We start from the raw sequence: 25,534 nt of genomic DNA, 5'->3' as shown, positions 1-25,534 counted from the left end.
TTATCATGACCCATATAAAAGCCTCTATAACAGGAATACAAGGGTATGTGCCTGATTATATTTTGACAAATGCCGAATTGGAAACAATGGTTGCGACAAACGACGAATGGATTGTCAGCCGTACGGGGATCAAGGAAAGGCATATACTCAAAGGTGAAGGTTTGGGGAGTTCACATATGGGCGCCGAGGCTGTAAAAGGATTACTGGCCAAAACCAATACAAGTCCTGATGAAATAGATCTGCTGATCTGCGCCACTACTACGCCCGACTTTATTTTTCCATGTACTGCCAATCTGATTTGTGATATGGTCGGTATCCGCAATGTCGGAAGCTTTGATATTCAGGCAGCTTGTTCGGGATTTGTATATGCGCTTACACTTGGCTCCCAGTTTATTGAAACCGGCAAATACAAAAAGATCGTCATTGTCGGAACGGATAAAATGTCCGCAATCGTAGATTATACAGACCGCAAGACCTGCGTACTTTTCGGAGACGGCGCCGGTGCCGTTTTGCTAGAACCAAATACCGAAGGAAATGGCATTATTGATTCCATTATCCGTTCGGACGGAGCAGGCCAGCCGTATCTTCACCAGAAAGGAGGAGGAAGCAGGTACCCGCCAACGCATGAAACCATTGACATGGGATGGCATCATGTTTATCAGGACGGCTCGCAGGTTTTTAAATTTGCAGTAACCAACATGGCTGACATTTCTGCGGAAATCATGGAAAAAAACAGTCTGAAAGGCGATGACATTGCATGGCTGGTTCCGCATCAGGCCAACAAGCGTATTATAGAAGCCACGGCAAACCGCATGGGCGTCGGGATGAACAAGGTCATGATGAATATCCAGAATTACGGAAATACAACCTCAGCAACGATTCCGCTTTGTTTATGGGATTATGAATCACAGCTTAAAAAAGGCGATAATCTTGTGCTTGCTGCTTTCGGAGGTGGTTTTACCTGGGGATCAATCTATTTAAAATGGGCTTACTGAGCCTGAAATTCTGTTAGAAAATACAATTAATTACTATAAAATGGCAACTACTGCAGATTTGCGTAACGGGTTAGTGTTGAATTTCAATCACGACCTTTTTCAGGTAATTGAATTTCAACATGTCAAGCCAGGAAAAGGAAATGCCTTCGTTCGCACAAAGCTAAAAAGCCTTACTTCGGGCAAAGTGCTTGACAATACATTTTCATCCGGCGCTACGATTTTACCGGTACGCGTTGAAAGACATAAATTCCAGTTTTTATATAAGGATGAAGCCGGATTCAATTTCATGAATTCTGAAACTTTCGATCAGGTTTCGATTGATGACAAACTGATAACCAACGCCGATCTGATGAAAGAAGGCCAGGAAGTGGAAATCCTGATCAATACGGAAAATGACAGCCCTCTTTTATGTGAACTGCCTCCGTTCGTTGAACTCGTGGTGACTTACTCGGAGCCAGGTCTGAAAGGTGATACTGCAAATTCCCCGAAAAAAGCCATTGAAGTGGAAACCGGTGCAAGAATTATGGTTCCTTTGTTCATTCAGGAAGGAGAAAAAATCAAAGTTGATACCCGCACTTACGATTACGTTGAAAGAGTAAAATCATAATATTGTTATCTGTGAGAGGTAAATGGCCTTTTCAAGAAGCTTATAATCAGGCCTCAGCGGATCAATCCCCACAGTTTAAATTCGACTAAATGGAAACCAGAGAAATTCAGAAATTAATTGACTTCATTGCCCAGTCCGGTCTTGATGAAGTGAATATTGAAACCACAGATTTGAAAATCAAGGTAAAGCGTTATGGCTCTGCTCCTACGGCATCAGTAACTTCCGCATCGCCGGTAAGTGCTGCACCTTCCATAGCAACACCGGCTCCGACTGCACCGGTTACACAATCGGCACCTGCTGAGCCGGTAATTACTGCCGGGCCGGCTTCCAGCAATTTAGTCACAATAAAATCTCCGATGATCGGTACTTTTTACAGGGCTTCCAATCCGGAAACACCTGTTTTTATCAACGTTGGAGATGAAATCAAGCCGGGAAAAGTAGTATGCGTTATTGAAGCCATGAAGCTTTTCAATGAAATTGAATCTGAAATTTCCGGAAAAATTGTAAAAATACTGGTTGAAAATGCAACTCCGGTTGAATTTGATCAGCCATTGTTTCTTGTTGAGCCTGCATAATGCAATGAACGATCTGTAAAACTTCATCCAGTACATGTTTAAAAAGATACTCATTGCCAATAGAGGAGAAATCGCCTTGCGCGTAATAAGAACCTGTCGTGAGATGGGGATCAAAACAGTAGCAGTTTATTCCACTGCCGACCGTGACAGTTTGCACGTCCGCTTTGCCGACGAAGCAGTCTGCATAGGGCCTCCTCCCAGCAGACAATCCTATCTGAGCATTCAGAATATTATTTCGGCAGCAGAGGTTACCGGAGCAGATGCCATCCATCCCGGCTACGGATTTTTGTCTGAAAATGCTGAATTTTCTCAAATCTGTGCTGATTACGGCATTAAATTCATTGGTGCAACTGCGGCTCAGATTAACGGAATGGGCGATAAAGCCACAGCCAAAGCAACCATGATCAAAGCCGGCGTTCCCGTTGTTCCGGGTTCTGAAGGCCTGCTGGAATCGGTAGAACAAGGAAAAAAACTTGCAGAAGGAATCGGCTATCCGGTTATTGTAAAAGCGACAGCCGGTGGCGGCGGACGCGGAATGCGTATCATCAACAAGCCGGACGAATTTGAAAAAGCCTGGAATGATGCCCGCACCGAATCTGCGGCGGCATTTGGAAATGACGGCCTTTACCTGGAAAAATTTGTAGAAGAGCCGCGACATATTGAAATCCAGATTATCGGAGACCAGTTTGGCAAAGTTTGCCACTTGTCGGAACGGGATTGTTCGATCCAGCGCCGGCATCAGAAGCTTGTTGAAGAAACCCCTTCTCCGATTATCACTCCCGAGCTTCGTGAGAAAATGGGAGCGGCAGCTATAAAAGGTGCTCAGGCAATCGGCTATGAAGGTGCCGGAACCATTGAATTTCTTGTTGACAAGCACGGTGACTTCTACTTTATGGAAATGAACACCCGTATTCAGGTGGAGCATCCTATAACCGAAGAAGTAACTGATTTTGACCTCATCAAGGAACAGATCAAGGTTGCATCCGGAGAGCCGATTCTTGGTGTTAATTACACGCCGAAGCTTTATGCCATGGAATGCCGCATCAATGCTGAGGATCCAGCCAACGGATTCAGACCTTCGCCGGGCAAAATAACCAATATGCATTTTCCGGGAGGACACGGAATCCGTATTGACAGCCATGTTTACAGCGGATATACGATCCCGCCGAATTACGATTCCATGATTGCAAAACTGATTGTAAGCGGACAGTCACGGGAAGAAGTAATTACGCGTATGAAGCGTGCTTTACAGGAATTTGTCATCGAAGGAATTAAAACAACGATTCCGTTTCATATTAAATTGATGGATGATCCGGGATTTAAATCCGGAAACTTCACGACCAAGTACCTTGAAACATTTGATTTTACAACGCTTTGATTTCAAAGCAGGAATTTAAAGGTATATAATCAAAAGGAGCTGCAAACGTATGTTTGCAGCTCCTTTTGATTATATATTGTTTCAGAAAAATGGTTACAGTTGAAAATACTGTCATTTTCAAGCCACGAATACACCAATCCACACGAATCAAACTTCACTTCCATGCACAAAAGCTATCACAAATTGCCAACCGCCTGATGAATCTGCTTGACCGTATCCACATAATTATCTTCGTTTGGAAGGCCGAAAAGAGATTTTTCCTTGATAATTTGTGCAACGTTTTCGGGCACCAGTTTTTCCCAGCCGGGTTCACCCCTTTTTATTTTTTCCAGAACACTGTCTGTTGTAATATGCATGTGTTCTTTATTGAAATTCCGGATATCCTCAATTTTGTCATTGATGATGAGGTACTGAAAAAGCGGGCGCAAATGATCCGGCACTACAAAATTCTCACAGCTGTAAACGGAGCCGTCTGGCTGTAAAGTCGGGTAAATGAATAATTTCACCTTGCGGCTGAACAGCGTTGCAAACGATTCGAGAATACCGCCGGGCAGAAATTCGTAATGTTTTTCTTCGAAAATATCCTGCAAACTCGGACTTCCGAGGAGCAAGCCGGCTTTCAGTTTGGTAAGCCTTGAAAGGTACGCCACCAGACGGTAATATTCATGATGGTTGGAAATCATCACCATATGTCCCAGAGAACAAAGGATATCGACCCGGTCCAGAAAATCCTTTTCATCAATATCACGGTCGCCGCCTTTCAGATTATGCAGCGTCAGCTCGGAAATAAGGACCACTTTGGATTCATCCACATCCGGCTCTGCCAGAAACTGCTTCTGACCATTGCTGATCAGATCAATGTGAACGTTGGTAATGGGCCGAAGACGTCCGCGCATCATCAGGATATGCTTTTTATACAAAGCTTCAGAAGGCTGCAATACACCGCCGTCACTGCCGAACAAGGCAGCATCCGTAAAGCCGTTTTTAACCAGACGAAGGCTCATCAGCCTGTTATCAACCTTGGCAAAATCCGGTCCGCTGAACCGCACCATATCGATTTCGATGCGATCCGTCGTCAGATCGTCCATGAGCGACATCAGCAGAATTTCAGGCGATTTATAATAGAAAAAACAGCCATACATCAGATTAACGCCAATAATTCCCAGAGCCTGCTGCTGCAGAATGTTTTCATCGTCACGCATGCGCACATGGATTACCACATAATTTGTAGGGCCCATCGGCGTAAGCTGAAACTGCAGACCGATCCAGCCGTGCGATTCATTTGTTTTCTGAAAATTAAGCGCAACAACCGTATTGGCAAATGCAAAAAACTGACTGTCGGCACCGCGTTTTTCCGAGAGGCGCTTTTCAACCAGATTATATTCCCGGTTCAACATTTTCATCAGGCGGGATTCCACCACATATCTTCCACCCTCTTCTGTTCCGTAAATGGCGTCGCTGAAAGTCATGTCATAAGCCGACATGGTTTTGGCAACTGTGCCCGATGCTCCGCCTGCTTTAAAAAAGTACGCTGCCGTTTCCTGTCCAGCGCCGATTTCTGCAAACGAACCGTAAATACGGCGGTCCAGATTGATTCTCAACGCTTTTTGTTTTGTACCAAGATTCTTTTCGTACATAACTTTATATTAATAAGATGAAAAGCTTTATTTGTAAATATAAGAAAAATACCACTTTTAACTATAACCGGAGTTAACTGATAATAGTTATAAACGGAAAATTCTAAATTATCAGTACGATAAATTGTTTCCGGCCAAAGGCCCGTCAGCAGCATGTCCGAATATCTTTTTACATACGGCACATTGATGAAAGGTTTTGACAATCCTTTTGCCAGGATACTTCAGGATGCTTCCGAGTATGACGGAAATGGCCATTTCCCGGGCCTGCTGTACCTTGTAAGCTGGTATCCGGGTGCGGTTTATCTCAAAGAAAATCCGTCCAAAGTATACGGAGAAATATACAGATTGTCCGAACAGAAAGAGCTGCTGAAACAACTTGACGAATATGAAGACGTTTTTGAAAATGAAAAAGACAGCCTATATCTCCGGAAAGTGATTCCCGTAACGCGTACAAACGGAGGAATAATCCATTGTTGGGCATACCTTTACAATCAGCAAGTACATGATTTGCCAGTCATCCCGGAAGGTGATTTCAGAAAATTTTCTTTGTAAGGAAGCCGCATTATGCTCTTGTACGTTCACCGATTATCCGAAGGCCGTCCAGCGTAAGTTTCCGGTCTATTTCCACAAACTCGTCCTGAAGCGTATCAATAATGGAAGACAGGCCGCCCGTGGCAACGGCAATGCAATCTCCGCCCAGCTCTGTACGGATACGCTGCAGCATGGATTTGACAAGCCCTTCATAACCCAGCAATATGCCAGCCTGAATAGCATGCGTCGTGTTTTTTCCAATGGCACTTTCGGGCAAAACCAGCGGCACTTCGGGAAGCTGGGCTGTATTTGCAAAAAGTGCTTTTACCGCAGTGACCAGTCCGGGCAGAATGGCAACGCCAAGGATTTGCCTGTTTTTGGAAACCGTAGTAAAAGTAAGCGCCGTACCGAAATCCACAACGACACAATTCTGCTCATACCGCGTCATTACGGCAACGGCATTGGCGATTAGGTCTGCACCGATTTCATGCGGATGATCAATAGCAATATCCAGTTCAGGAAAAACACCCGGACCGACGAGAACAACATCATTTCCAAACAGCGCACGCAGCATTCTGTGGATTACCGGCGTCAGGTCCGGAACAACGCTGCTTAAAACTACTGTTTCCACGTCGCCGTACCAAAGTCCTGCTTCCAGAAAATGCAGCCTGAGCTTTGACTCAAAATACGATTCATTCTCGTGGACAAGCGATTGCATACGCCAGATATAATCCCAATCTCCGGACTGGTAAAGCCCGAAAACAGTATCCGTATTGCCAACGTCAACAGCTAAAAGCATAATCAAGAAATTACATCTGCAAAAAAATCAACGGCAATATTCAATAAAACTTCATCCGGATATTCATTTCACAGCAGTTTATTTTTGAATATACATAATTTTAGCAAAAAAACGGCGCGTTCAGGTAACATCCGGATGAAGCCAGTATTTGATAAAAATCTGCTTTTAAATCGTTGTATATGCATATATCTGTTCGCTGCGGACTTATTTTACTGTTCTACTTTCTGACTGGCAACCTGTTTTACGGGCATGCGCAGACCGTACCGGAATGGCAGGACCCGCAGGTTATCAGCATCAATACAGAAAAGCCGCATGCTGATTTCATACCCTATGCAGACGAAAAAAGTGCGCTTGCAGGTGATAAAAATACGCCGCTTGTACGCTCACTGAACGGACAGTGGAAATTCAAATGGGCTTCTCATCCTTCCAGAGCGCTGCCGAACTTCTTCAACCCTGCCTTGCCGGATGCAAGCTGGGACAATATTCCGGTTCCGTCCAACTGGCAGGTTTTCGGGGCCAGACAAGGACGCGCATACGACCGGCCTATTTTCAGCAATATCAAATATCCGTTTAAGGCAAATCCGCCGAGAATTGACGCAGATACGAACTCGGTAGGCATGTACCGAACTACTTTCAATTTTACAGATGATATCAAGAACAAGGAAGTTTTCCTGCATTTCGCAGGCGTGCAGTCAGCCTGTTATGTATGGCTGAACGGCGTGGCAATCGGGTATCATGAAGACAGCATGACGCCGTTTGAATTTGATATAACGCAGGATGTAAAAGCCGGAACAAACCATCTGGCCGTTCAGGTAATTAACTGGTCGGACGGAAGCTATCTTGAAGATCAGGATTTCTGGCGGTTGTCGGGAATTTACCGGGATGTCAATCTGCTGATTTTACCCAAAGTGGTTCTGACCGATTTTTCCGTCCGTACAAACCTGGATGCAGATTATGAAAATGCGACTTTAAAGTTAAGTGCTTTTATAAAAAACTATAGTAACGAAGAAATCCGCGCCCATCAGGTTTTATTTACCCTTTACGACGCAGCAAAATCCGTGGTTGTTACGCCCGTAAGCCAGATGGTTGGTACGCTGGCACCATTTAAGGAAGGAGCCGTCAGACTGGAAATTCCGGTCCCGTCGCCTGCGAAATGGAATGCGGAAACCCCTTATTTATATACCCTTACGATTCAGCTCATGAATTCTGACGGCAAAGTGCTGGAAGCGGCCAGTCAGAAAATCGGGTTCAGAGATGTAAAAGTGAAAGGCGGCCAGTTGCTTGTAAACGGAAAAGCGATCACGATCAAAGGCGTTAACCGGCATGAATTTGATCCTGAAACCGGACGTGTGATCAGCCGTGAAACGATGCTGAAAGACATTATGCTCATGAAACAGCATAACATCAATGCCGTCCGGACTTCACATTATCCCAACGTTTCCGAATGGTATAACCTTTGCGATCAATACGGAATATATGTCATGGATGAAGCCAATATTGAAAGCCATGAACTGTGGAGCAAGAACATCATTCTGGCCGATAATCCGGTTTGGAAATCAGCCTTTATTGCAAGAGGGAACGCGATGGTGGAAAGAGACAAAAATCATCCTTCGGTTATCATTTGGTCGCTGGGCAATGAATCCGGAATGGGGCAGAACTTTGTGGATATGGCCGATTTTATACATCTCGCCGATCCGACCAGACCGATTCACTATGAAGGCCGGAAAGATTATAAACCCACTTCGCTGAGCAGTTTTGACATCATTTCGGTTATGTATCCTTCTACACAGGATATGATTGAGCTCGTCAGAAAAGACAAATCGAGGCCGCTTATTCTGTGTGAATATGCGCATGGAATGGGAAACAGCATCGGAAACCTTCAGAATTACTGGAATGTGATTGAAAGCAACCTGACCATGCAGGGCGGTTTTATTTGGGATTGGGTAGATCAGGGCTTGCGTCTGAAAAAACCCGACGGCACTTTGTATTGGGATTATTTCAATTACATGGACGGAGCAAATGCCGGAGACGGACTCATTAACCCCGACCGGATTCCTCAGCCGGAGCTGAACGAGGTTAAAAAGGTTTATCAATACGTAAAATTTGAAACGCCGGATACTCTGAAACCCGGCAGCAAACTGATAACGGTTCATAACCAATACGACTTTCAGACGCTCAGTAACTTTGAACTGGTCTGGACCTTGCAGGAAAATGGGAAATTATTGGGCAAAGGCGGCACGATACCGGACCTTAACGTAATGGCTTCGCAGAAAAGACAGGTTTCCGTTCCTTATGAACTGCCTGCTAACCTGAAACCCAATGCCGAGTATTTTCTGAATATTTCTATCCGGTTAAAAGAAGCTGCTGCATGGGCGCCAAAAGGGTTTGAAGTAGCATGGAGCCAGATTCCCTTAGCTGTCCCGCACGCGGCGGTTCCTGAACTCAGCCTTTCCGATGAAAAGCCATTGCGGATTACGCAGGTGAATTCAGGACGCGTAATGGTCAGCGGCCAGGATTTTTCTGTAACCATTGATAAAAAAGCAGGCATGATTTCCTTCAAAAATAAAAGAGAAGAAATGCTTAAAGACGGGGTTCATGCCAGCTTCTGGCGGGTTCCGACAGATAATGATGAAGGCGGCGGTCCAAAAAGCTTTGCAGCCCAGTGGCGCGAGGCCGGGCTGGATTCTCTTGAAAAAACGGCAAGCGAGCTGCAAAGCCGGCGAATCAGCTCGCAGGCATATCAGGTTACACAAAAGCAAACGCTCAAAAGCAAAAAAGGAGAAATTACAACCCAGTCCATTTACACTGTTTTTGCTTCCGGCGACATTCATGTTAGCAACACGTTTGTTCCGGACGGCGAATGGCCGCTTTTTGCCAAAGTAGGAATGCAGTTCGAAATGCCGGCTGCTTTCAGTAAAGTGCAATGGTATGGAAACGGCCCGCATGAAACCTATGCAGACCGCAAAACAAGCGGAAGAACAGGGTTATACAGCGGAACAGTAGCCGAACAGCATTTTCCGTACATTACACCGCAGGAAAACGGAAATAAAACGGATGTACGCTGGGCTTTGGTTTCCAATCAGGAAGGAACCGGACTGCTGATGATCAGCGATTCTGTTTTTAATTTCAATGTTCATGATTACTCGGACAAGGAATTGCTGGCAGCCAAAAAACGTGCTGCGACGCTTGTACGCGGTTCGGGCACTTACGTGAATCTGGATCTTGCACAAATGGGGCTTGGAGGCGACGATAGCTGGTCGCCAAGGGTTCATGAAGAATACTTGCTTCCGGCAAGGACATATTCCTATTCTTTCCGACTGAAAGCGGTTGATAAAACTTCGGGCATGGAGCAAATACTGGCATCAAAGCTGCCTTATACCGATGGAAATGCGATTTCAGAAGCAACCGGCAGCGAAACAGAACTGAACGAAGCCGATGATGAAACCGAAGCGGAAATCGCAGAACCCGTCAGAAAAGCAGTGGTAAAAAAAGCGCCGGTCCGTAAAAAGACAGTTAGCAAAAGAAAACCTGCACGAAGAAGGAGAAGAAGATAAATTTCACAGACTTGCCGGTTCGGAAAAGCCGGCAAGCCTGCATTTTTTATTTTTTATAAGGCGCCAGCACATACTGGCTTTTTACACGGATAACCTGCGCGATTTTAACAAAGACAATTTCAGGAACGTCAATTTTGTGATCCGCAAGCGCAACGTCGAAATCCGAATTCACTGTAATTTTCCCGCCTTCTATTTTCATCTTTCCTTTAATCGTCCTTTCCTTCGTTACGCCGTGAACGGTAAACTTGCCCGTGGCCGAAACATCGTACTGACCGTCTTTGGAATAGTCCGGCGCATTGTCAACCTTGCCGCTGAACGTTGCCGTCGGATACTTTTCCGACTCCATGTAATTTTCGTTGAAATGTTCCTGCATCAGCTTGTTCGGAAAGACAAAATCCCTCATGTTCATGCGGATCGCCAGCTCGTTATTGGCCGTATTCAGAATAGCCTGCGACTTTTTGTTCTCCGCATTGATATTTTCCAGAGGCGTTTCTGAAGAAAAACGCGTATTGCCGGTTGTTGTCGCATACATTCCGGTTTGTGCAAATGCGCGCCCGAAAGGCAAAGCGGTGCTGAGCACGATTATGATAACCATGCGAGAAAAATGCAGTTTCATAGTTTGTGAATGGTCAGTTGGCTGCTTCTCTTTTACTTTTTTTGTCAAAGCTGAATGTCCGGGAAATGTTGAAGCCATAGTGAATATCGCCTTTGCCCCAGCTTCCGGTCGTTTCTCCGATAAACTGCTTTTCGATCATGCCCAGCGAATTGGTGAAATGCAGCTGAAAAACATGGCCACCGGTTTCGATATCCACGCCGAAAGACATGGAATCATGGTATGGAGCCGTAACTGTATTTTTTTCGCGGGCCGTATAGAAATACTCTCCGTTCAGCGAAACGCGTTTGGAAAGCTTGTACCTTCCGCCGATACCCATGGCTAGCAGGATTTTCTCATCGCCTGCAATTTCCGGGCGATTGCGGTGCAGATAAGAAGGTGAAAGCTGAAGAGAAAAGCGTTCACCGAATTTCCGGGCGATAAGAACCTGTGCTGAATAATAGATTTTATCCTGAAATTCCAGTTCCCTGTTAACCGTAGCAATGCCCATACCTCCGAAAAGCGTTACCGATACCGGCATATTTCCTGCTCCCGTCGTTTGCTGAAGCAGCTTGTGTTTGCCAAAGAAGTCATAAACCTTCTGGGACGTGCTCCGGCCGACACCAACCATAAACCGGTCTGTAATCCCGTATTCAAACCCCATTCGCATCGTCGCCTGATCCAGCCCGAAAAGCTGATAAGCGCCTGAATTAAGCCTTCCGAAACGGTGTGAAATACGAAAATCGAGATGGTTTTTTTTCATGGTTTCCACAGAATGGCCGTTTACAATCCTTGTAGACTTGAAAGTAGCCGTTACCGGAAATGATACAAGACTATCCTGTCTGGACAGTTCTCCAAGCAAATCGTCCTGCGCATACAGGAAATTGGCGGAGCAAACAAAAGCAATTACCAGGCGGAGTAATTTCATGATAGAGGAGGGTTTAAGCGGTAACGGTCAATGTATTTCCGTCTGCGGACAGCGTTGTTTTATAAGCCTTCAGCGGTGTTGTGGCCGGGTCTTTTTTTACAGCTCCGGTTAATGTAAACTCTGAAGAATGAGAATCACAGTAAATATCATTCAGGTCTTTTCTGTATCTCAGTTCGGCTCCCTGGTGCGTACAAATCTTGGAAAGTGCTGCATAAGAACTTGCGCTTGTAAATGCCACCAGTACATCTCCGATGATTTTATAATTGCCGGCTGTTTTCAGCGGTGCGTAAGTGGCATGCGTAAGATCAATATTAAAGTTGATTCCGCTTCCGGTTGTTGTTCCCGAAAGGCCGGTTCCGGAGCCAGGCTGCGGTTCAGGTTCCGGATCCGTACTGGAACCGCAGGAAGTCATTGCAGTTCCGAGGCAATAAAATGCCATCAATGCGGAAGTGCTCAGGCCCAGACTTTTAAGAAATTCCCCTCTTTTCATTCCTTCTTCTTTCGATGCTCTCATAGTGGTTTTGGTTGGCGAGTAAAAAATAATCGGTTAGGTATGTTATGCATTATTTGAACACGGGCGTGTAGCGAACAGAAATCCAGATTCCTGTTGTAAACAGATTGACTTTTCCGTAACCAACCCTCTTTACAGGAATCCTTACATACGGCTCGACAAGCAGGGAAAGCTTTTTTGATAACCTGTGTTCATACCCGGCGGATGCATTGATATGGCTGAACAGATACCATCCCGTTTTTCCTTTCCATCCGGGACTTACACCATAGGTATGCGGCGGATAGTTGTAAATGTATTTTTCTTTCTGCATGTAATAGGAAGAAGAACCCGCGCCGGCAAACCATCGCGACTTTTCATTCAGAGCTAAATCGTAACGGAAATTTAAAGGCACTTCGAATATGTTACAGGTTCCGTCTACATTGTCAGGATATACTTTCGGTGGATATTTGTATGGCCAAATGTATTCTCCGGATTTTGCATTGTATTCTTTTACACTTCTTACGACACCGGTTTGTACAAAAACTCTATTTAAAACTGCATATTCGACCATCAGCGAAACTGCCGAGCCGGGTTTTGAAAAATTCTTTAAACCAACTGAACTCAGATCCGGCGAATACCCGAAGCGTACCGCCCATTTTGCCAAATCCTGATTTTGACCAGAAGCCGGCGGAGGTTGTACAAAGTCTGTTTTCTCCGGAATAACGACAGCAATCTCATCCGGCTTTTTCCATGACAACCCTTTTTTGCCCAGCTCTTTAACTGAAAAAGCCATTCTTGCTTCTTTATCGGCAAGTTCTGCTGTACGCTGGGTTTCGGTTAAGTCAGTCTTGTAACTTTTATCAGGAACCGGATCATTTTTTTCCGCAACCGTATTTTCCGTAACCGCATTTATTGTTGGCCTGCTCTTATTACCCGCTTGCAAGGCACGTGTTTCAGTCTTAGTTGCTTTACCTCCATTTTTAAAAAAAGCCCCGTCGCCTCCTTTCCCTCCTGAGCGGTCAGGCTCTAAGTACACTCCGCCTGTCTTAGACCGGCGCCGGGGCAATATTTTTAATTGATCTTTCACCGTAATTTCAGAATTTCCGCTTTTCGAGATCAATGGTTCGCTAACCACTTCATCCCTTTCCTCCGTCCTGCTTTCTTCCTTCGTATCAATCCCGGAAACCCGTTCATCCTTCCCAACATCCCGGCTACCTTTCTCCATCCCGCTTCCTCCTTTCTCCCTTTCCTCCTTTTCTCCCTTCCTCTCAAATTCCCGCTCACGCACCAATTCATTTACCTCCGGTTTCCGGTTCAGAGAATAAATTGCAATTCCAGCCGGAATCAGCACGGCAAGCAGTACAAACGGCCACCACTTCCGGAACCAGGCAGCCGGCGTTTTGCCGTCCTGCTGATCCAGACGTTTTTTCAGGCTGATCCAGTCTGAAGGATCAAATTGCGGATCAAGCTCTTCGGATGACTTTCTGAAGAGCTTGTCCAGTTCGTCATCTGGCAACTCTGTCATAATTGTCAATGTTTATTCTGGATAACATTTCTCTGAGTTTTTCTCTTGCACGCGACAAGTTTGACTTGGACGCTCCAACCGAAATATTCAGTTGTTCTGCAATTTCTTCGTGTGTATAGCCGTCAATAACTGATAAACTGAAAACAAGGCGGTAAGAAGGCGTCAGTTTCTGGATCAGACCGATGAGTTCTTCGTGCGAGAGTTTGCTGATCACCGTTTCATCCACCGAAACCTGATCTGCTGTTTCCACATCATCAAACACATTGTTACGGACTTCATGCCTGTAATGGTCCAGCGCCGTATTGATCATGATCCTCGTCAGCCACGTTTTGAATGAACGGTTGGGATCAAAGCTTTCGAGCTTTGTAAAAACCTTCATAAATCCGTCGTTGAGAATTTCCTTCGCTTCTTCCCGGTTGCGTGTATAGCGCAGACAAATGCTCATAGCATAGCCATAAAACTGTTTATACAACAGCTCCTGACAACGACGGTTTCTCTGTAAACAGCCGTCGAGTAGTTCTTGAAGAACGGCGGAGGTATACTCGGGCATGCTATTCGCTTTTTTTGACTTATACGATCATTGCAAAGCAAGGGTTGCTTGATAGCTGAATAAAATTTAATATTTTTTTACAGAATTTATTCTAAGACTTTTAAGAACAAATTTTCCATAACTGAAGGTAAAACAATACATTTAAAGAATATGATCTTTAAATTGGCGGCAGTTCCATTACTTCATGTTCCCGATGCACGCTGCCCCTCAGAAGCAGAGCTTTCACAGAATACCCGAACTTGATGCCCTGCGCGGGCTTGCGGCACTGAGTGTAGTACTTTTTCACTTTTCCGGCAGTAACAAGAATCTGCTGGGCTGGGATTTCAGGTTTGGCGTTACAGGCGTTGATATTTTCTTTATGATCAGCGGGTTTGTAATATTTCTTACCATTCAGAAAATCCATCGCTGGCAGGACTTTGTCGTTTTTCGTTTTGCAAGGTTATATCCTGCTTTCTGGTGCTGCATGCTCGTGACTGCGATTTTCATGCTGGTTTACGAACCTGAAAACCTGAGCATCAGCCAATTTCTCGCTAACGCAACGATGCTGCCGGCTTATTTTTCAGAGAAAGATCTGGACGGATCGTACTGGACCTTACTGGTAGAAATTAATTTTTATCTATGGATTCTGGCCGTTTATATGACCGGGACTTTAAAGCGCATTGAAGATATCGGCTTCGCTTTTCTTGTTTTGATCATTGTGTTTCATGTTTTCTCGGAAAACTATGCCGGCCTGCATCAAATCGTTGCCAGTAAAGTCCAGCTTGTAAATCACTTTCCGCTGTTTTATTCCGGCATTTTGTTTTATCAGCTTTTTAAAGGTCAGAAAACGACTAAAAACATTTTATTACTAATTTTCAGCTTGATGGCTTCCTGTTACCTGCACAGCAAAGGAGGAAAATCACTGTATTACATTTCAGCTACCAAACACTATTTCATACTTGCCTTTTATTATATCGTTTTCACCTTGTTTATTTACGGAAAGCTGCGTTTTCTGGATAAAATGCTGCTTATTCAGCTTGGTAAAATTTCCTATTGCCTTTACCTGATCCATCAATACGTTGGACTTCACTTGATTTCAACTTTTACGGAAATCCTGCATTTTAATATATACCTCGCTATTGTTCTTGCGCTTGGCATTTCTATCTTTCTGGCTTATATCGTAAATTTCTTTATCGAAATCCCGTCCAATGACCTGATCCGGAAATGGTATAAAAACCGGCTCGGCAAAAAACTGCATGCACAGCAAACCATTGCATGATGAGCTGTGCACGTCAGCATAAAACAGCACTATTGCTGCGGCGATTCCCGGCAAAATATTAATGCTTGTATCAAACCCGAAAGCCGCTTTCTTTTCCGCCTTGTTCCGCAGCATCACTTACTTGATAATATTAATTACTTTTGCTGCCTGACATTTTAAACCGGATAGCCGGCTGACGGCTTGAATGCACTATATTAATTCATAATGGCTGACCGCAACGACAATACCGACAAACCCTCTCCTTTTGCAGTAAGGAAAATCAGCTGGCAAGGGCTCAAAACCACGCTGGGCCTTTTCCGGTACATGAAACCGTACCGCGTTACTTTCTTCATCGGACTTGTTTTTCTGGCGCTTTCCACCGGTACTTCCCTGGCTTTTCCCAAACTTATCGGAAGCATTATTGAAGTAATTGAAGGCAAATCCAGGTATACAATCAACCAGATTACGCTGTTCCTTTTTTTCATCCTGATTTGCCAGGCTATATTTTCCTACTTCCGGATTTATCTTTTCACCAAAGTAAGCGAGCTGGCGATGACCAATATCCGGTCCGATGTTTTTACCAAGATCATTACGCTGCCCATTGCGTTTCTGGAACAGCGGCGGGTCGGTGAACTCACAAGCAGGATTACTTCAGACGTTTCGCAGTTGCAGGGTTTGTTGTCTTTTACGCTTGCCGAGGTTTTTCGTCAGATTGCCACGATGGTGATCGGCATTTCCATCCTTTTTTACACTTCCTGGAAGCTGACGCTGTTTATGCTTGCCACTTTTCCGGTTCTGGTGATTGCATCCGTGTTTTTCGGGCGGCATATGCGCAGGCTTTCCAGAAAGGCGCAGGACGAACTGGCCGCGGCCAATGTTGTTGTTGAAGAAACGCTGCAATCCGTCAATGTGGTGAAAGCATTTACAAACGAGCCCCTGGAAGTAAACCGTTACAAAACCATTCTGAAAAGAGTTGTGGACCTTTCGCTGTATGCGGCCACTTTCCGCGGCGGATTTGTTTCATTCATCATTTTTGCACTGTTTGGCGGGATCGTCGGTGTGATCTGGTATGGAGCGGGTTTGGTTCAGGCAGGCGAATTCGGGCTTTCAGACCTTTTTACTTTTATACTTTACACGACATTCATCGGCGCTTCCATCAGCGGAATGGGCGATTTGTACGCGCAGATCAATAAAACAATCGGCGCTTCGGAAAGAATTTTTGAAATCTTGGAAGAAACGCCGGAGTTAACGCTGGAATCTGCACAAAATGCCGTTGCAAGTCCGATTTCAGGACAAATCGTTTACAATGATGTTCACTTTTCCTATCCTTCCCGAAAAGACCTTCCGGTTTTAAAAGGGATTTCACTTCAGATCAATGCAGGTGAAAAAATTGCGCTTGTCGGGTACAGCGGCGCAGGAAAATCAACGATTGTACAATTACTGATGCGGTTTTATGATTATCAGTCCGGAGAAATCAGGATTGACGGCAAACTGCTTCATACGTACGGGCTTTCGGAGTTGCGTAAAAATATTGCGATTGTTCCGCAGGAAGTAATGCTTTTTGGCGGCACGATTTATGAAAACATTGCTTACGGAAAACCCGATGCTTCCCGCGATGAAATTTACGATGCAGCAAAAAGAGCCTATGCGCTTGAATTCATTGATTCGTTTCCTGAAAAATTTGAAACGATTGTCGGCGAGCGCGGCGTAAAACTGTCCGGAGGCCAGCGTCAGCGCATTGCCATTGCAAGGGCTATTCTGAAAAACCCGAAAATCCTGATACTCGACGAAGCCACCAGTTCGCTGGATGCGGAATCGGAAAAGCTCGTCCAGATTGCGCTGGATGAACTGATGAAAAACCGTACAACGATTGTCATCGCGCACCGGCTGGCCACCATCCGCAAAGTGGATATGATTTATGTAATCCGGGAAGGACGTATAGCCGAGTCGGGTTCACATCAGGAACTTACCGTGCTGGACAACGGCCTTTATGCAAATCTTATTAAATTACAGTTTGAAAACGCTGAAACCAATTAATGGAAAACACTACGGAATCTGTTAAAACGGCTTCACAGAATTTTTTCGAAAATCAGCTTGTAAAAGCCCGTGCAGCGGAAGCGGAAGCACAGCGAAAGTTTAATTTTCTGGCCGTTGCGAGGCTTGCTGTTTTTGCCGGAATGCTTGTTCTTGGCTGGTTATGGAACAAAAACGGCGGGGTTTTATGGATTTCAGGGCTTTTTGTTCTGCTGATTGTATTTCTGGTTCTGATGCGGCGCCAGCAGGCGGCACGCCGAAGCCGGGATTTTCAGCGCAACCTTCAGACCGTTAATGAAGATGAACTGGAAAGACTGCAGTTCCGGTTCAAACGCACCGATACCGGCACTCCGTTTCAGGAAAAAGATCATGCATATTCCACCGATCTGGACATTTTCGGCGAATATTCTCTTTATAAATTACTGAACCGCACCCGGACAGAAGAAGGCGCAAGAAGGCTTGCTTCCTGGCTTAAAAACCATGCTTCTCCCGAAGAAATACGATTGCGCCAGAAGGCCTCCGAAGAGTTCAAAAAAAACCCCGACGTTATCCAGTTATGGGAAGCAACGGCTTTACTGCACGAACATGCCGCCAAACAGATCAGCTCTTTTCGTTTATGGGCAGCAGAAACGCTCCCGGCAGAACTCGCTTCCACGTTACGGCTACGCTGGTGGCCGCTTGTTACCGCTTTCATTGCAGTTCTTGTGTTTGCCGGCATTGTTCCTTACTGGCCGCTTTTATTGAGCCTTGGCGTACATCTGGTTATTCTGAGAAGATTTCAAGTTGTAGTTCAGCAGGTTACGGATAAAACCACGGCACTTGGGCAAACGCTTACCGCTTACTCCGATTTGCTGGCCATTGCAGAATCCACTTCCTATCACTCACAATGGTGGCTTGCCCGAAAAGCTTTGATTCAGGGGTCTTCGGCTGCATTGAAAAGTGTAGGCAGTCTTTTTGAAAAACTGGACTATAAAAACAATCCGTTCTTTTTCCTTTTTGCCGGAATACCCACGCTCTGGGATTTGCATTGCCTCGCCGGACTTGAAAACTGGAAAAAAAGCAATCATAGCAAACTGAACGACTGGCTGAATGTACTTGCGGATATCGAAGCCATGAACAGTCTTGGCGGACATGCATTTGCCAATTTGGATTACATTTTACCCGAAGTGGCGCAGGAAAACGAAGTTTTTATAAATGCTTCATCCATGGGCCACCCGCTTATTCCTGCGGACAGAAGAATCAGCAACGATTTCAGCATGCGGGGAACCGGGCATACGATTCTGGTTACGGGCTCAAATATGTCGGGCAAAAGTACTTTCCTGAGAACAATCGGACTGAATCTGGTGCTGGCGCAAATGGGTGCTGCCGTAAGTGCATCCGGGTTCAGCTGTTCACCCGTGCGGGTTTTCAGCAGCATGCGTACGCAGGATTCGCTGGAAGAAAGCACTTCATCCTTTTACGCCGAACTCAAAAGGTTAAGAAAGCTGCTGGATCTTGCCAATGAAAACAATGAAACGCCTGTTTTTTATCTGCTGGACGAAATTCTGAAAGGGACCAATTCGGTGGACCGGCACAAAGGCGCGGAAGCACTGATCCGGCAATTGCATGAAAAGAAATCTGCCGGGCTGGTTTCCACGCATGATCTGGAACTCGGCGAGTGGGGCGCTGATGAAAACTACGTTCATAATTTCCATTTCCGCTCCGACGTTGAGAATGGCAAGTTGAAATTCGATTATCAGCTTCATGAGGGAATATGCCGGAGTTTCAATGCTTCGGAACTTATGCGGATGATGGGAATCGAAATCGATTTAAATAAATAAACGGCCATACAACAGCCCAAACGGGCATTTGTAAGGATATCGGCGGATTTGCGTAACTTTACTGATTACATTTACGTTTTTAACTTTGAAATTTATAACGAGTCCTTTTAGTAGTGCCGGGTATTTTTAAATAACAAATAACGATTATACAAGACCTGAATGGAAGTATTAATAATGGCGGGACAGCTCATACTGGGCTTGTCCATTTTGGTTGGATTGCACGAGTGGGGGCATATGGCTGCCGCGAAAATGTTCGGGATGAGAGTTGAAAAGTATTTCATTGGTTTTCCTCCTAAAATATTCAGTATTCAGAAAGGTGAAACAGAGTACGGAATCGGCGCGATTCCGCTTGGCGGCTTTGTAAAAATTTCAGGCATGATCGATGAATCCATGGATACAGAGGCGATGAACAAAGAACCTCAGCCCTGGGAATTCCGCTCCAAACCGGCCTGGCAGCGTCTGATCGTCATGCTTGGCGGTATTATTGTCAACGTAGTTGTCGGAATTTTTATCTTTATCCTCATTGCATACAACGAAGGCGATAAATTTCTTTCCAGTGCAGAAGTAAACAAATACGGTATTGTTGCCGGAAACCTTGCGCAGGAAATCGGCCTTAAAACCGGTGATAAAATTGTCAAAGTAAATGGCAAGCCGTTTTCCAATTTTAATGACGTTGTAAGTTCGGATGTATTTCTGGGCAGCAACAGTTCTTACACCGTTAACCGCAACGGTCAGGAAATTGATATTGATATTCCCAATAACTTTATCGAAAAGCTTTCCGATCCGGAGGAAAAAGGAAACTTCATCCGCCCGCTTGAACCTTTTAAAATCGGAGAACTTGTTCCGGCTTCTCCTGCCGAAAAAGCAGGTCTGGAAACGGGTGACAAAGTGGTTTCGATCAACGGAAAACCGGTTCGGTTCTTTAACGAGATGCAGGCCGAATTGCAGCAGCTGAAAGGCAAAAAGATTAACCTTGTTGTGCAGCGCGGAGCCGCGCAAAAAACACTTACGGTGGGTGTTGCACCGGAAGGCACAATCGGTTTTTATCCGGAAAGTCTGCTGAACTATACAGCTGTTGAATATTCATTGGGCCAGGCCATTTCTGTGGGGACACAGGACGCATTCGCCGTCGTTTACAATAATATCAAAGGATTTGGCAAAATATTCCGGGGTGAAGTTTCTCCGTCCAAAGCACTGAGCGGCCCGATCGGGATTGCCCGCATGTTTGGCGGCGTTTGGGACTGGAGCAGGTTCTGGTATCTGACCGGCCTTCTTTCCATGGTACTGGCATTCATGAACGCGTTGCCGATTCCTGCACTGGACGGCGGACATGCTGTTATTCTTTCTTACGAAATCATTTCAGGACGTAAGCCATCTGATAAATTCCTTGAAAATGCGCAGAAAGTCGGAATGGTTCTGTTACTTGGTCTTATGGCCTTTGCTATCTTCAATGATGTCTGGAAAGCCGTTTTTTAAAAGTATGAACAACAGAAAGACGGAAGGGAAAACAAGATTCTTATTGATTTTCCTTGCATTTTCTTCCGCTTTTCTGCTGGCTTCTTCGGTTCACGATTATCATGTAAGTGTAACGCAGATGCAATACAATCCGGCGGTAAAAGCATTTGAAGTAAGCATCCGGATTTTTACAGATGATCTTGAAAAAGGGCTGACCCTTGAAAATAACAACAAGCGTATAGTGATCCGGAATGACGATAAGAATGATCCTCTGGTTGAAAAATATATCCTGAAATCGTTTCTGATTACAGACAGCAGCAAAAAGCCGCTGGCAATCAAATACATCGGAAAAGAGCAGGAAGAAGATGCAACATGGGTTTACCTTGAAATTCCTTTTCACAGCTCGCTCAGCGGTTATAAACTGCAAAACAGTACATTAATGGAAGTATTTGATGATCAGGTCAATATGACCAACGTAAAACTTGCTTCCGAAAAAAAGACATTCTTGTTTAAAAAAGGGCAGACAGTGCATGCGCTTTAAAAGAATTTCTGCAGACTGAAAAGCTGACACAAAGGATTGTGGCATAGCTATTTTGTTTATATATTCTCTTTCTTTTGAAAGTCATTATTTATATATTGGGAAAAGATTATCTGTCATTTTGACAGAACGCCTATGAAATTTGAACCTTCTGACTTGTATAGTCGGCTGCTTATGTCCGATTCGGATATGGATAGCCTTGAAATTGTCCCTCTTGGTGGCCCTGATGGCTCCGATGAGCCTCTTGAACTCCCGAATGAACTTGCTATATTGCCGATCAGGCAAACAGTACTTTTTCCAGGAATGGTGATTCCTGTTACCGTTGTTCGCCAGAAAGCCATTCGGCTGGTAAAAAAAATATACAGAAATTCTGACATCAATCTTAGAATTCTCGGCGCTGTAACACAGGCTGTTCCCAATAAGGAAGACCCTACCGCGGAAGATCTTTATAACGTCGGAACAGTTGCGCAGATCCTGAAAATGATCACACTTCCTGACGGCAATGTGACTATAATCGTGCAGGGAAGACAGCGTTTCGAGATCAAGAACATCATCAGCGAAGAACCTTATCTTACCGCCGAAGTACGCGCCATAGAAGATTCCTTTACGGGTTCTACCAAAAAAGAATCAAAGGCACTTCTGCAGTCTTTGCGGGACGGAGCGCATAAAATCATGCGGTTGAACCCCGAAATTCCGCAGGAAGCAAGGATTGCGCTTGATAACATTGAAAGTCCGGTTTTTCTGATTCATTTTCTTTCTTCCAACATCAATGTGGAAGTGGCAGACAAACAGAAGCTTCTGGAAGAAAGAGTCGGCCACAAGCAGGCTACGCTTCTGCTTGAATTCATGATGCGGGAAATTGAAATGTTGGAACTGAAAAGAGAAATCCAGACAAAGGCCAGCTCGGATATAGACCAGCAGCAGCGCGACTATTTTCTTCGTCAGCAGATCAAAGTCCTTCATGATGAACTCGGAATGGACAGCCCGGAACGTGATCTGGACGAAATCCGCCTGAAAGCAAGCCAGAAAAAATGGTCGGATGCCGTTCGCGTTCATTTTGACAAGGAACTGAACAAACTTCAGCGGATCAATCCGATGGCGCCGGAATATCCGGTTACGATGAATTATCTGGAAACGCTTGTCGATTTGCCTTGGGGACAATATACCAAAGATAACTTTGACCTTGTAAGAGCGCAGAAAGTTCTTGATGCAGACCATTTCGGGCTGGAAAAAGTAAAAGAGCGCATTATCGAGTATCTCGCTGTACTGAAGCTGAAAGGCAACCTGAAAGCACCGATCCTTTGCCTGTACGGACCTCCAGGCGTCGGGAAAACGTCGCTGGGAAAATCCATAGCAAAGGCATTGAACCGGGAATACATCCGCATGGCGCTGGGCGGTGTGCATGATGAAGCTGAAATTCGCGGCCACAGAAAAACGTACATTGGTGCCATGCCGGGCAAAATCATTCAGAACATCAAGAAAGCGGGATCCGCCAATCCGGTGTTCATTCTGGATGAAATTGATAAAGTAAGTTCGGATTACCGCGGCGATCCTTCTTCGGCACTGCTGGAAGTACTCGATCCCGAGCAAAACTCTTCCTTTACGGATAATTACCTTGAAGTGGAGTATGACCTTTCAAAAGTACTGTTCGTAGCCACGGCGAATTCACTGGATACCATTCATCCGGCTCTGCGCGACCGGATGGAAATTATCGAAATGACGGGTTATACGATTGAAGAAAAATTACAAATTGCAAAACGGTACCTGGTTCCAAAGCAGCGCAAGGACCATGGATTGAAATCCGGCGATATAAAACTGGACGACACTTCGCTTTTACGCATTATTGAAGGTTATACGCGTGAATCCGGCGTGAGAAACCTGGAACAGAAAATCGGGACGGTTGTACGCAAGATTGCCAAATCCGTTGCAATGGAGCAGGATTATCCTAAAACGGTAAAACCGGAACTGATCGAGAAATATCTGGGCGCAGAAATATTTGACAAGGATTTATATCAGGACAACGATTTTGCAGGCGTGGTTACAGGTCTGGCCTGGACTTCGGTCGGAGGAGAAATTCTTTTTATTGAAACAAGTCTGAGCCGCGGCAAGGGAAACCTTACTTTATCCGGCCAGCTGGGCGATGTGATGAAAGAATCTGCCGTTGCCGCTTTATCTTACCTGAAAGCCAATGCCGACCGTCTGGGAATTGATTACAGGATTTTCAATCACTACGATCTGCATGTGCATGTTCCGGCAGGTGCCGTTCCGAAAGACGGACCTTCGGCGGGTGTAACCATGGTGACTTCCATGGCTTCCATTTTTACGCAGCGCCGTGTAAAACCTTACATTGCGATGACGGGTGAAATAACCTTGAGAGGTAAAGTGCTTCCTGTTGGCGGGGTTAAAGAAAAAATACTGGCAGCACGCCGTGCGGGTGTCAAGGAAATTATCCTTTGCGTTAAAAACCGTAAAGACGTGGAAGAAGTGCCTGCCAACTATATCAAAGATCTCTCATTCCATTATGTAGATCAGATTGATGAAGTACTGGGCATTGCGCTTTTGCCCGAAAAAGTCAGAAATGCAACCAATTTCATTTTTCCTGATGAAAAGAAGGAAAAAGAAGAGAGCGGGTATGTTTCGCTGGGTGTCTGATCCGTCGGGCTGTAAATAAAAATGCAATATCATAAGCAAAGGACGCCATCTGGCGTCTTTTTTGCTTAAGGGTTTTAATTCTTTAATCTCGTCAGTAATCATAACTTATCATTTTTTCAAATGTCTTTACCGCAGCTTTCACCCGAATTACTGGACGAGCGTCCGGAACTTTTGCCCGAACACCGGAAACTACTTGCTTTACCGGAAAAAATCATTCAGTTTGGAACCGGCGTTCTGTTGCGCGGACTTCCCGATTATTTTGTCAATAAAGCCAATCAGCAAGGGATTTTTAACGGGCGGATCGTCGTTGTAAAATCAACAAATCAAGGCGGTACGGATGCATTTGAAACGCAGAAAAGCCTTTTTTCACATGTCATACGGGGAATTGAAAACGGTCGTAATGTAGATGAATTTGTAATAAACAGTTCCATTAGCAGAACACTGGCGGCAAGCAGCAGCTGGACGGAAATTCTGGAATGCGCGAGAAATCCTGAACTGAAAATAGTAATTTCAAATACAACAGAAGTCGGGATTCAATTGACAGACGATGACATTTTCGCTTTGCCGCCCGCTTCTTTTCCCGGAAAACTGACTGCCTATTTGTATGAACGCTACAAGGCATTTGCAGGCGCTCCGGACGCAGGAATGGTGATTGTTCCCACGGAACTTATCGTTGATAACGGCCTGAAACTGCGCTCAATCGTGCTGGAACTTGCCAGAAGGCACCATCTGGAAGAAACATTTGTTCAATGGCTGGAAAATCATAATCATTTCTGCAGTTCACTTGTAGACAGGATCGTTCCGGGAAAGCCTGATTCCGAAACAATAAATGCATTGTCGCAAAGGCAGGGTTTTACCGACGAACTGCAGATCGTCTCCGAAGTTTACCGTTTATGGGCCATTGAAGGCGATGCGCATGTACGCTCGGTACTGCGTTTTGCAGATGCCGATAACGGTGTCATTATCGAACCGAACATTGATCTTTACCGCGAGCTGAAACTGCGTTTGCTGAACGGAACGCATACGCTTTCATCCGGAATAAATTTTCTGCACGGGCACGATACGGTAAGTGAAAGCATGACAGACCCGGAAACTTCCGCTTTCGTTTCTAATCTGATGCTGAATGAAATTGCCCCTGCAATCCCTTATGAACTGAATCTGAACCGAGCGCTGGAATTTGGAAATCAGGTGCTTGACAGGTTCAGAAATCCGTTTATACGCCATCAGCTGATTGATATTACGGTTCAGTATACGGCTAAGATGAAAATGCGCAACATTCCGACTTTGCTTCATCATTACAAAAAATCCGAAAAGGCACCGCAGCTTTTTGCCAGAGGATTTGCCGCTTATCTGAAATTTATGAAGCCTGTTTTCCATAAAGAAGGCAGTTATTTTGGCGACCGTGACGGAAAACTATATCTCATCCGCTGTGATTCGGCTGCTTATTTTGACGAAAAATGGAAGAATGCAGCTTCGCCGGTTGATCTTGCACAGCAGGTTTTAAGCGATACTTCGCTCTGGGATACGGATCTTACGTTATTGCCGGGATTTGCAGATGCAGTCAAAGAAAATATGGCAGAATCCGTAGAGGAAATCAAGATAACCGGTTTTGATCAGGAATCAAGCGAATAAGCAGG

20 protein-coding genes are annotated in these 25,534 nt (G+C 45.1%); 13 read left to right on the top strand and 7 right to left on the bottom strand.

The window, feature by feature from the left end; translation table 11 throughout:
* Positions 1-5: 5 nt before the first annotated feature.
* The 4 genes from FEM33_RS06805 to accC all read left to right on the top strand — a co-directional run bounded on the left by FEM33_RS06805 (position 6) and on the right by accC (position 3,555).
* Complete coding sequence (locus FEM33_RS06805) at positions 6-995, top strand: beta-ketoacyl-ACP synthase III (protein ID WP_139011322.1); 990 nt, start codon at positions 6-8, stop codon at positions 993-995.
* Positions 996-1,035: 40 nt separating this feature from the next.
* Positions 1,036-1,602, top strand: a complete 567-nt coding sequence (gene efp, locus FEM33_RS06800; RefSeq protein WP_139011321.1) for an elongation factor P — start codon at positions 1,036-1,038, stop codon at positions 1,600-1,602.
* Between the two features lie 89 nt (positions 1,603-1,691).
* On the top strand, positions 1,692-2,177 hold the full coding sequence (gene accB, locus FEM33_RS06795; protein WP_139011320.1) for an acetyl-CoA carboxylase biotin carboxyl carrier protein: 486 nt from the start codon (positions 1,692-1,694) through the stop codon (positions 2,175-2,177).
* Positions 2,178-2,211: 34 nt separating this feature from the next.
* Positions 2,212-3,555, top strand: a complete 1,344-nt coding sequence (accC, locus tag FEM33_RS06790; RefSeq protein ID WP_139011319.1) for an acetyl-CoA carboxylase biotin carboxylase subunit — start codon at positions 2,212-2,214, stop codon at positions 3,553-3,555.
* Positions 3,556-3,731: 176 nt separating this feature from the next.
* On the opposite strand, the gene FEM33_RS06785 is transcribed toward accC, so the two are convergent.
* Positions 3,732-5,192: a TonB-dependent receptor gene (locus FEM33_RS06785; RefSeq protein ID WP_139011318.1), complete on the bottom strand. Its 1,461-nt coding sequence runs from the start codon at positions 5,190-5,192 to the stop codon at positions 3,732-3,734.
* A gap of 153 nt (positions 5,193-5,345) precedes the next feature.
* On the opposite strand from FEM33_RS06785, the gene FEM33_RS06780 reads away from it, so the two are divergent.
* Complete coding sequence (locus FEM33_RS06780) at positions 5,346-5,744, top strand: gamma-glutamylcyclotransferase family protein (RefSeq protein ID WP_139011317.1); 399 nt, start codon at positions 5,346-5,348, stop codon at positions 5,742-5,744.
* A gap of 10 nt (positions 5,745-5,754) precedes the next feature.
* On the opposite strand, the gene FEM33_RS06775 is transcribed toward FEM33_RS06780, so the two are convergent.
* Complete coding sequence (locus tag FEM33_RS06775) at positions 5,755-6,522, bottom strand: type III pantothenate kinase (protein WP_139011316.1); 768 nt, start codon at positions 6,520-6,522, stop codon at positions 5,755-5,757.
* A gap of 179 nt (positions 6,523-6,701) precedes the next feature.
* On the opposite strand from FEM33_RS06775, the gene lacZ reads away from it, so the two are divergent.
* Complete coding sequence (lacZ, locus tag FEM33_RS06770) at positions 6,702-10,076, top strand: beta-galactosidase, LacZ type (protein ID WP_139011315.1); 3,375 nt, start codon at positions 6,702-6,704, stop codon at positions 10,074-10,076.
* Between the two features lie 46 nt (positions 10,077-10,122).
* Here the strand turns inward: lacZ and FEM33_RS06765 are convergent, their stop codons facing one another.
* Genes FEM33_RS06765 through FEM33_RS06745 form a run of 5 tightly spaced genes read right to left on the bottom strand, consistent with a single transcriptional unit; the run spans position 10,123 to position 14,161 of the window.
* A complete protein-coding gene (locus tag FEM33_RS06765) occupies positions 10,123-10,671 on the bottom strand; it encodes a YceI family protein (RefSeq protein WP_229214121.1) in 549 nt (182 codons plus the stop codon).
* Positions 10,672-10,705: 34 nt separating this feature from the next.
* Positions 10,706-11,596: a DUF5777 family beta-barrel protein gene (locus FEM33_RS06760; RefSeq protein ID WP_139011313.1), complete on the bottom strand. Its 891-nt coding sequence runs from the start codon at positions 11,594-11,596 to the stop codon at positions 10,706-10,708.
* Positions 11,597-11,609: 13 nt separating this feature from the next.
* Complete coding sequence (locus FEM33_RS06755) at positions 11,610-12,110, bottom strand: QcrA and Rieske domain-containing protein (RefSeq protein WP_139011312.1); 501 nt, start codon at positions 12,108-12,110, stop codon at positions 11,610-11,612.
* 49 nt (positions 12,111-12,159) lie between these two features.
* Entirely contained in the window at positions 12,160-13,611 is a 1,452-nt protein-coding gene (locus tag FEM33_RS06750) for a PorT family protein (protein ID WP_139011311.1), read from the bottom strand.
* On the bottom strand, positions 13,592-14,161 hold the full coding sequence (locus FEM33_RS06745; RefSeq protein ID WP_138283577.1) for an RNA polymerase sigma factor: 570 nt from the start codon (positions 14,159-14,161) through the stop codon (positions 13,592-13,594). Before FEM33_RS06745 ends, FEM33_RS06750 begins: the two co-directional genes overlap by 20 nt.
* Positions 14,162-14,345: 184 nt before the next feature.
* Between FEM33_RS06745 and FEM33_RS06740 the strand changes: the two genes are divergently transcribed.
* The 7 genes from FEM33_RS06740 (at position 14,346) to FEM33_RS06710 (ending at position 25,529) form a co-directional block, all read left to right on the top strand.
* Positions 14,346-15,419: an acyltransferase family protein gene (locus FEM33_RS06740; RefSeq protein ID WP_139011310.1), complete on the top strand. Its 1,074-nt coding sequence runs from the start codon at positions 14,346-14,348 to the stop codon at positions 15,417-15,419.
* A gap of 204 nt (positions 15,420-15,623) precedes the next feature.
* Positions 15,624-17,435, top strand: coding sequence for an ABC transporter ATP-binding protein (locus FEM33_RS06735; RefSeq protein ID WP_139011309.1), 1,812 nt, complete (start codon positions 15,624-15,626; stop codon positions 17,433-17,435).
* Positions 17,435-19,252: a MutS-related protein gene (locus tag FEM33_RS06730; RefSeq protein WP_139011308.1), complete on the top strand. Its 1,818-nt coding sequence runs from the start codon at positions 17,435-17,437 to the stop codon at positions 19,250-19,252. Before FEM33_RS06735 ends, FEM33_RS06730 begins: the two co-directional genes overlap by 1 nt.
* Positions 19,253-19,411: 159 nt before the next feature.
* Positions 19,412-20,728, top strand: a complete 1,317-nt coding sequence (gene rseP / locus FEM33_RS06725) for an RIP metalloprotease RseP (RefSeq protein WP_139011307.1) — start codon at positions 19,412-19,414, stop codon at positions 20,726-20,728.
* Positions 20,729-20,732: 4 nt separating this feature from the next.
* Complete coding sequence (locus FEM33_RS06720) at positions 20,733-21,248, top strand: DUF6702 family protein (RefSeq protein WP_139011306.1); 516 nt, start codon at positions 20,733-20,735, stop codon at positions 21,246-21,248.
* Positions 21,249-21,380: 132 nt separating this feature from the next.
* Positions 21,381-23,897 carry an endopeptidase La gene (lon, locus tag FEM33_RS06715; protein ID WP_139011305.1) on the top strand — a complete coding sequence of 839 codons (2,517 nt, stop codon included), beginning with the start codon at positions 21,381-21,383 and terminating at the stop codon, positions 23,895-23,897.
* A gap of 120 nt (positions 23,898-24,017) precedes the next feature.
* Positions 24,018-25,529, top strand: a complete 1,512-nt coding sequence (locus FEM33_RS06710) for a tagaturonate reductase (protein ID WP_139011304.1) — start codon at positions 24,018-24,020, stop codon at positions 25,527-25,529.
* The last annotated feature ends 5 nt before the right edge of the window (positions 25,530-25,534 follow it).

This window comes from Dyadobacter flavalbus, assembly GCF_006149045.1.
GTDB lineage: Bacteria > Bacteroidota > Bacteroidia > Cytophagales > Spirosomataceae > Dyadobacter > Dyadobacter flavalbus.
This window is presented reverse-complemented; position numbering and strand designations above follow the sequence as displayed.

Bases quoted from the DNA above. Each gene is read 5' to 3' on its own strand.
- FEM33_RS06735 (WP_139011309.1), top strand. From the start codon at position 15,624: ATGGCTGACCGCAACGACAATACCGACAAACCCTCTCCTTTTGCAGTA.
- FEM33_RS06730 (WP_139011308.1), top strand. From the start codon at position 17,435: ATGGAAAACACTACGGAATCTGTTAAAACGGCTTCACAGAATTTTTTC.
- FEM33_RS06805 (WP_139011322.1), top strand. From the start codon at position 6: ATGACCCATATAAAAGCCTCTATAACAGGAATACAAGGGTATGTGCCT.
- FEM33_RS06780 (WP_139011317.1), top strand. From the start codon at position 5,346: ATGTCCGAATATCTTTTTACATACGGCACATTGATGAAAGGTTTTGAC.
- FEM33_RS06720 (WP_139011306.1), top strand. From the start codon at position 20,733: ATGAACAACAGAAAGACGGAAGGGAAAACAAGATTCTTATTGATTTTC.
- efp (WP_139011321.1), top strand. From the start codon at position 1,036: ATGGCAACTACTGCAGATTTGCGTAACGGGTTAGTGTTGAATTTCAAT.
- FEM33_RS06745 (WP_138283577.1), bottom strand. From the start codon at position 14,161: ATGCCCGAGTATACCTCCGCCGTTCTTCAAGAACTACTCGACGGCTGT.
- FEM33_RS06755 (WP_139011312.1), bottom strand. From the start codon at position 12,110: ATGAGAGCATCGAAAGAAGAAGGAATGAAAAGAGGGGAATTTCTTAAA.
- accB (WP_139011320.1), top strand. From the start codon at position 1,692: ATGGAAACCAGAGAAATTCAGAAATTAATTGACTTCATTGCCCAGTCC.
- FEM33_RS06765 (WP_229214121.1), bottom strand. From the start codon at position 10,671: ATGGTTATCATAATCGTGCTCAGCACCGCTTTGCCTTTCGGGCGCGCA.
- FEM33_RS06760 (WP_139011313.1), bottom strand. From the start codon at position 11,596: ATGAAATTACTCCGCCTGGTAATTGCTTTTGTTTGCTCCGCCAATTTC.
- FEM33_RS06710 (WP_139011304.1), top strand. From the start codon at position 24,018: ATGTCTTTACCGCAGCTTTCACCCGAATTACTGGACGAGCGTCCGGAA.
- FEM33_RS06785 (WP_139011318.1), bottom strand. From the start codon at position 5,192: ATGTACGAAAAGAATCTTGGTACAAAACAAAAAGCGTTGAGAATCAAT.
- lon (WP_139011305.1), top strand. From the start codon at position 21,381: ATGAAATTTGAACCTTCTGACTTGTATAGTCGGCTGCTTATGTCCGAT.
- FEM33_RS06750 (WP_139011311.1), bottom strand. From the start codon at position 13,611: ATGACAGAGTTGCCAGATGACGAACTGGACAAGCTCTTCAGAAAGTCA.
- rseP (WP_139011307.1), top strand. From the start codon at position 19,412: ATGGAAGTATTAATAATGGCGGGACAGCTCATACTGGGCTTGTCCATT.
- accC (WP_139011319.1), top strand. From the start codon at position 2,212: ATGTTTAAAAAGATACTCATTGCCAATAGAGGAGAAATCGCCTTGCGC.
- lacZ (WP_139011315.1), top strand. From the start codon at position 6,702: ATGCATATATCTGTTCGCTGCGGACTTATTTTACTGTTCTACTTTCTG.
- FEM33_RS06740 (WP_139011310.1), top strand. From the start codon at position 14,346: ATGTTCCCGATGCACGCTGCCCCTCAGAAGCAGAGCTTTCACAGAATA.
- FEM33_RS06775 (WP_139011316.1), bottom strand. From the start codon at position 6,522: ATGCTTTTAGCTGTTGACGTTGGCAATACGGATACTGTTTTCGGGCTT.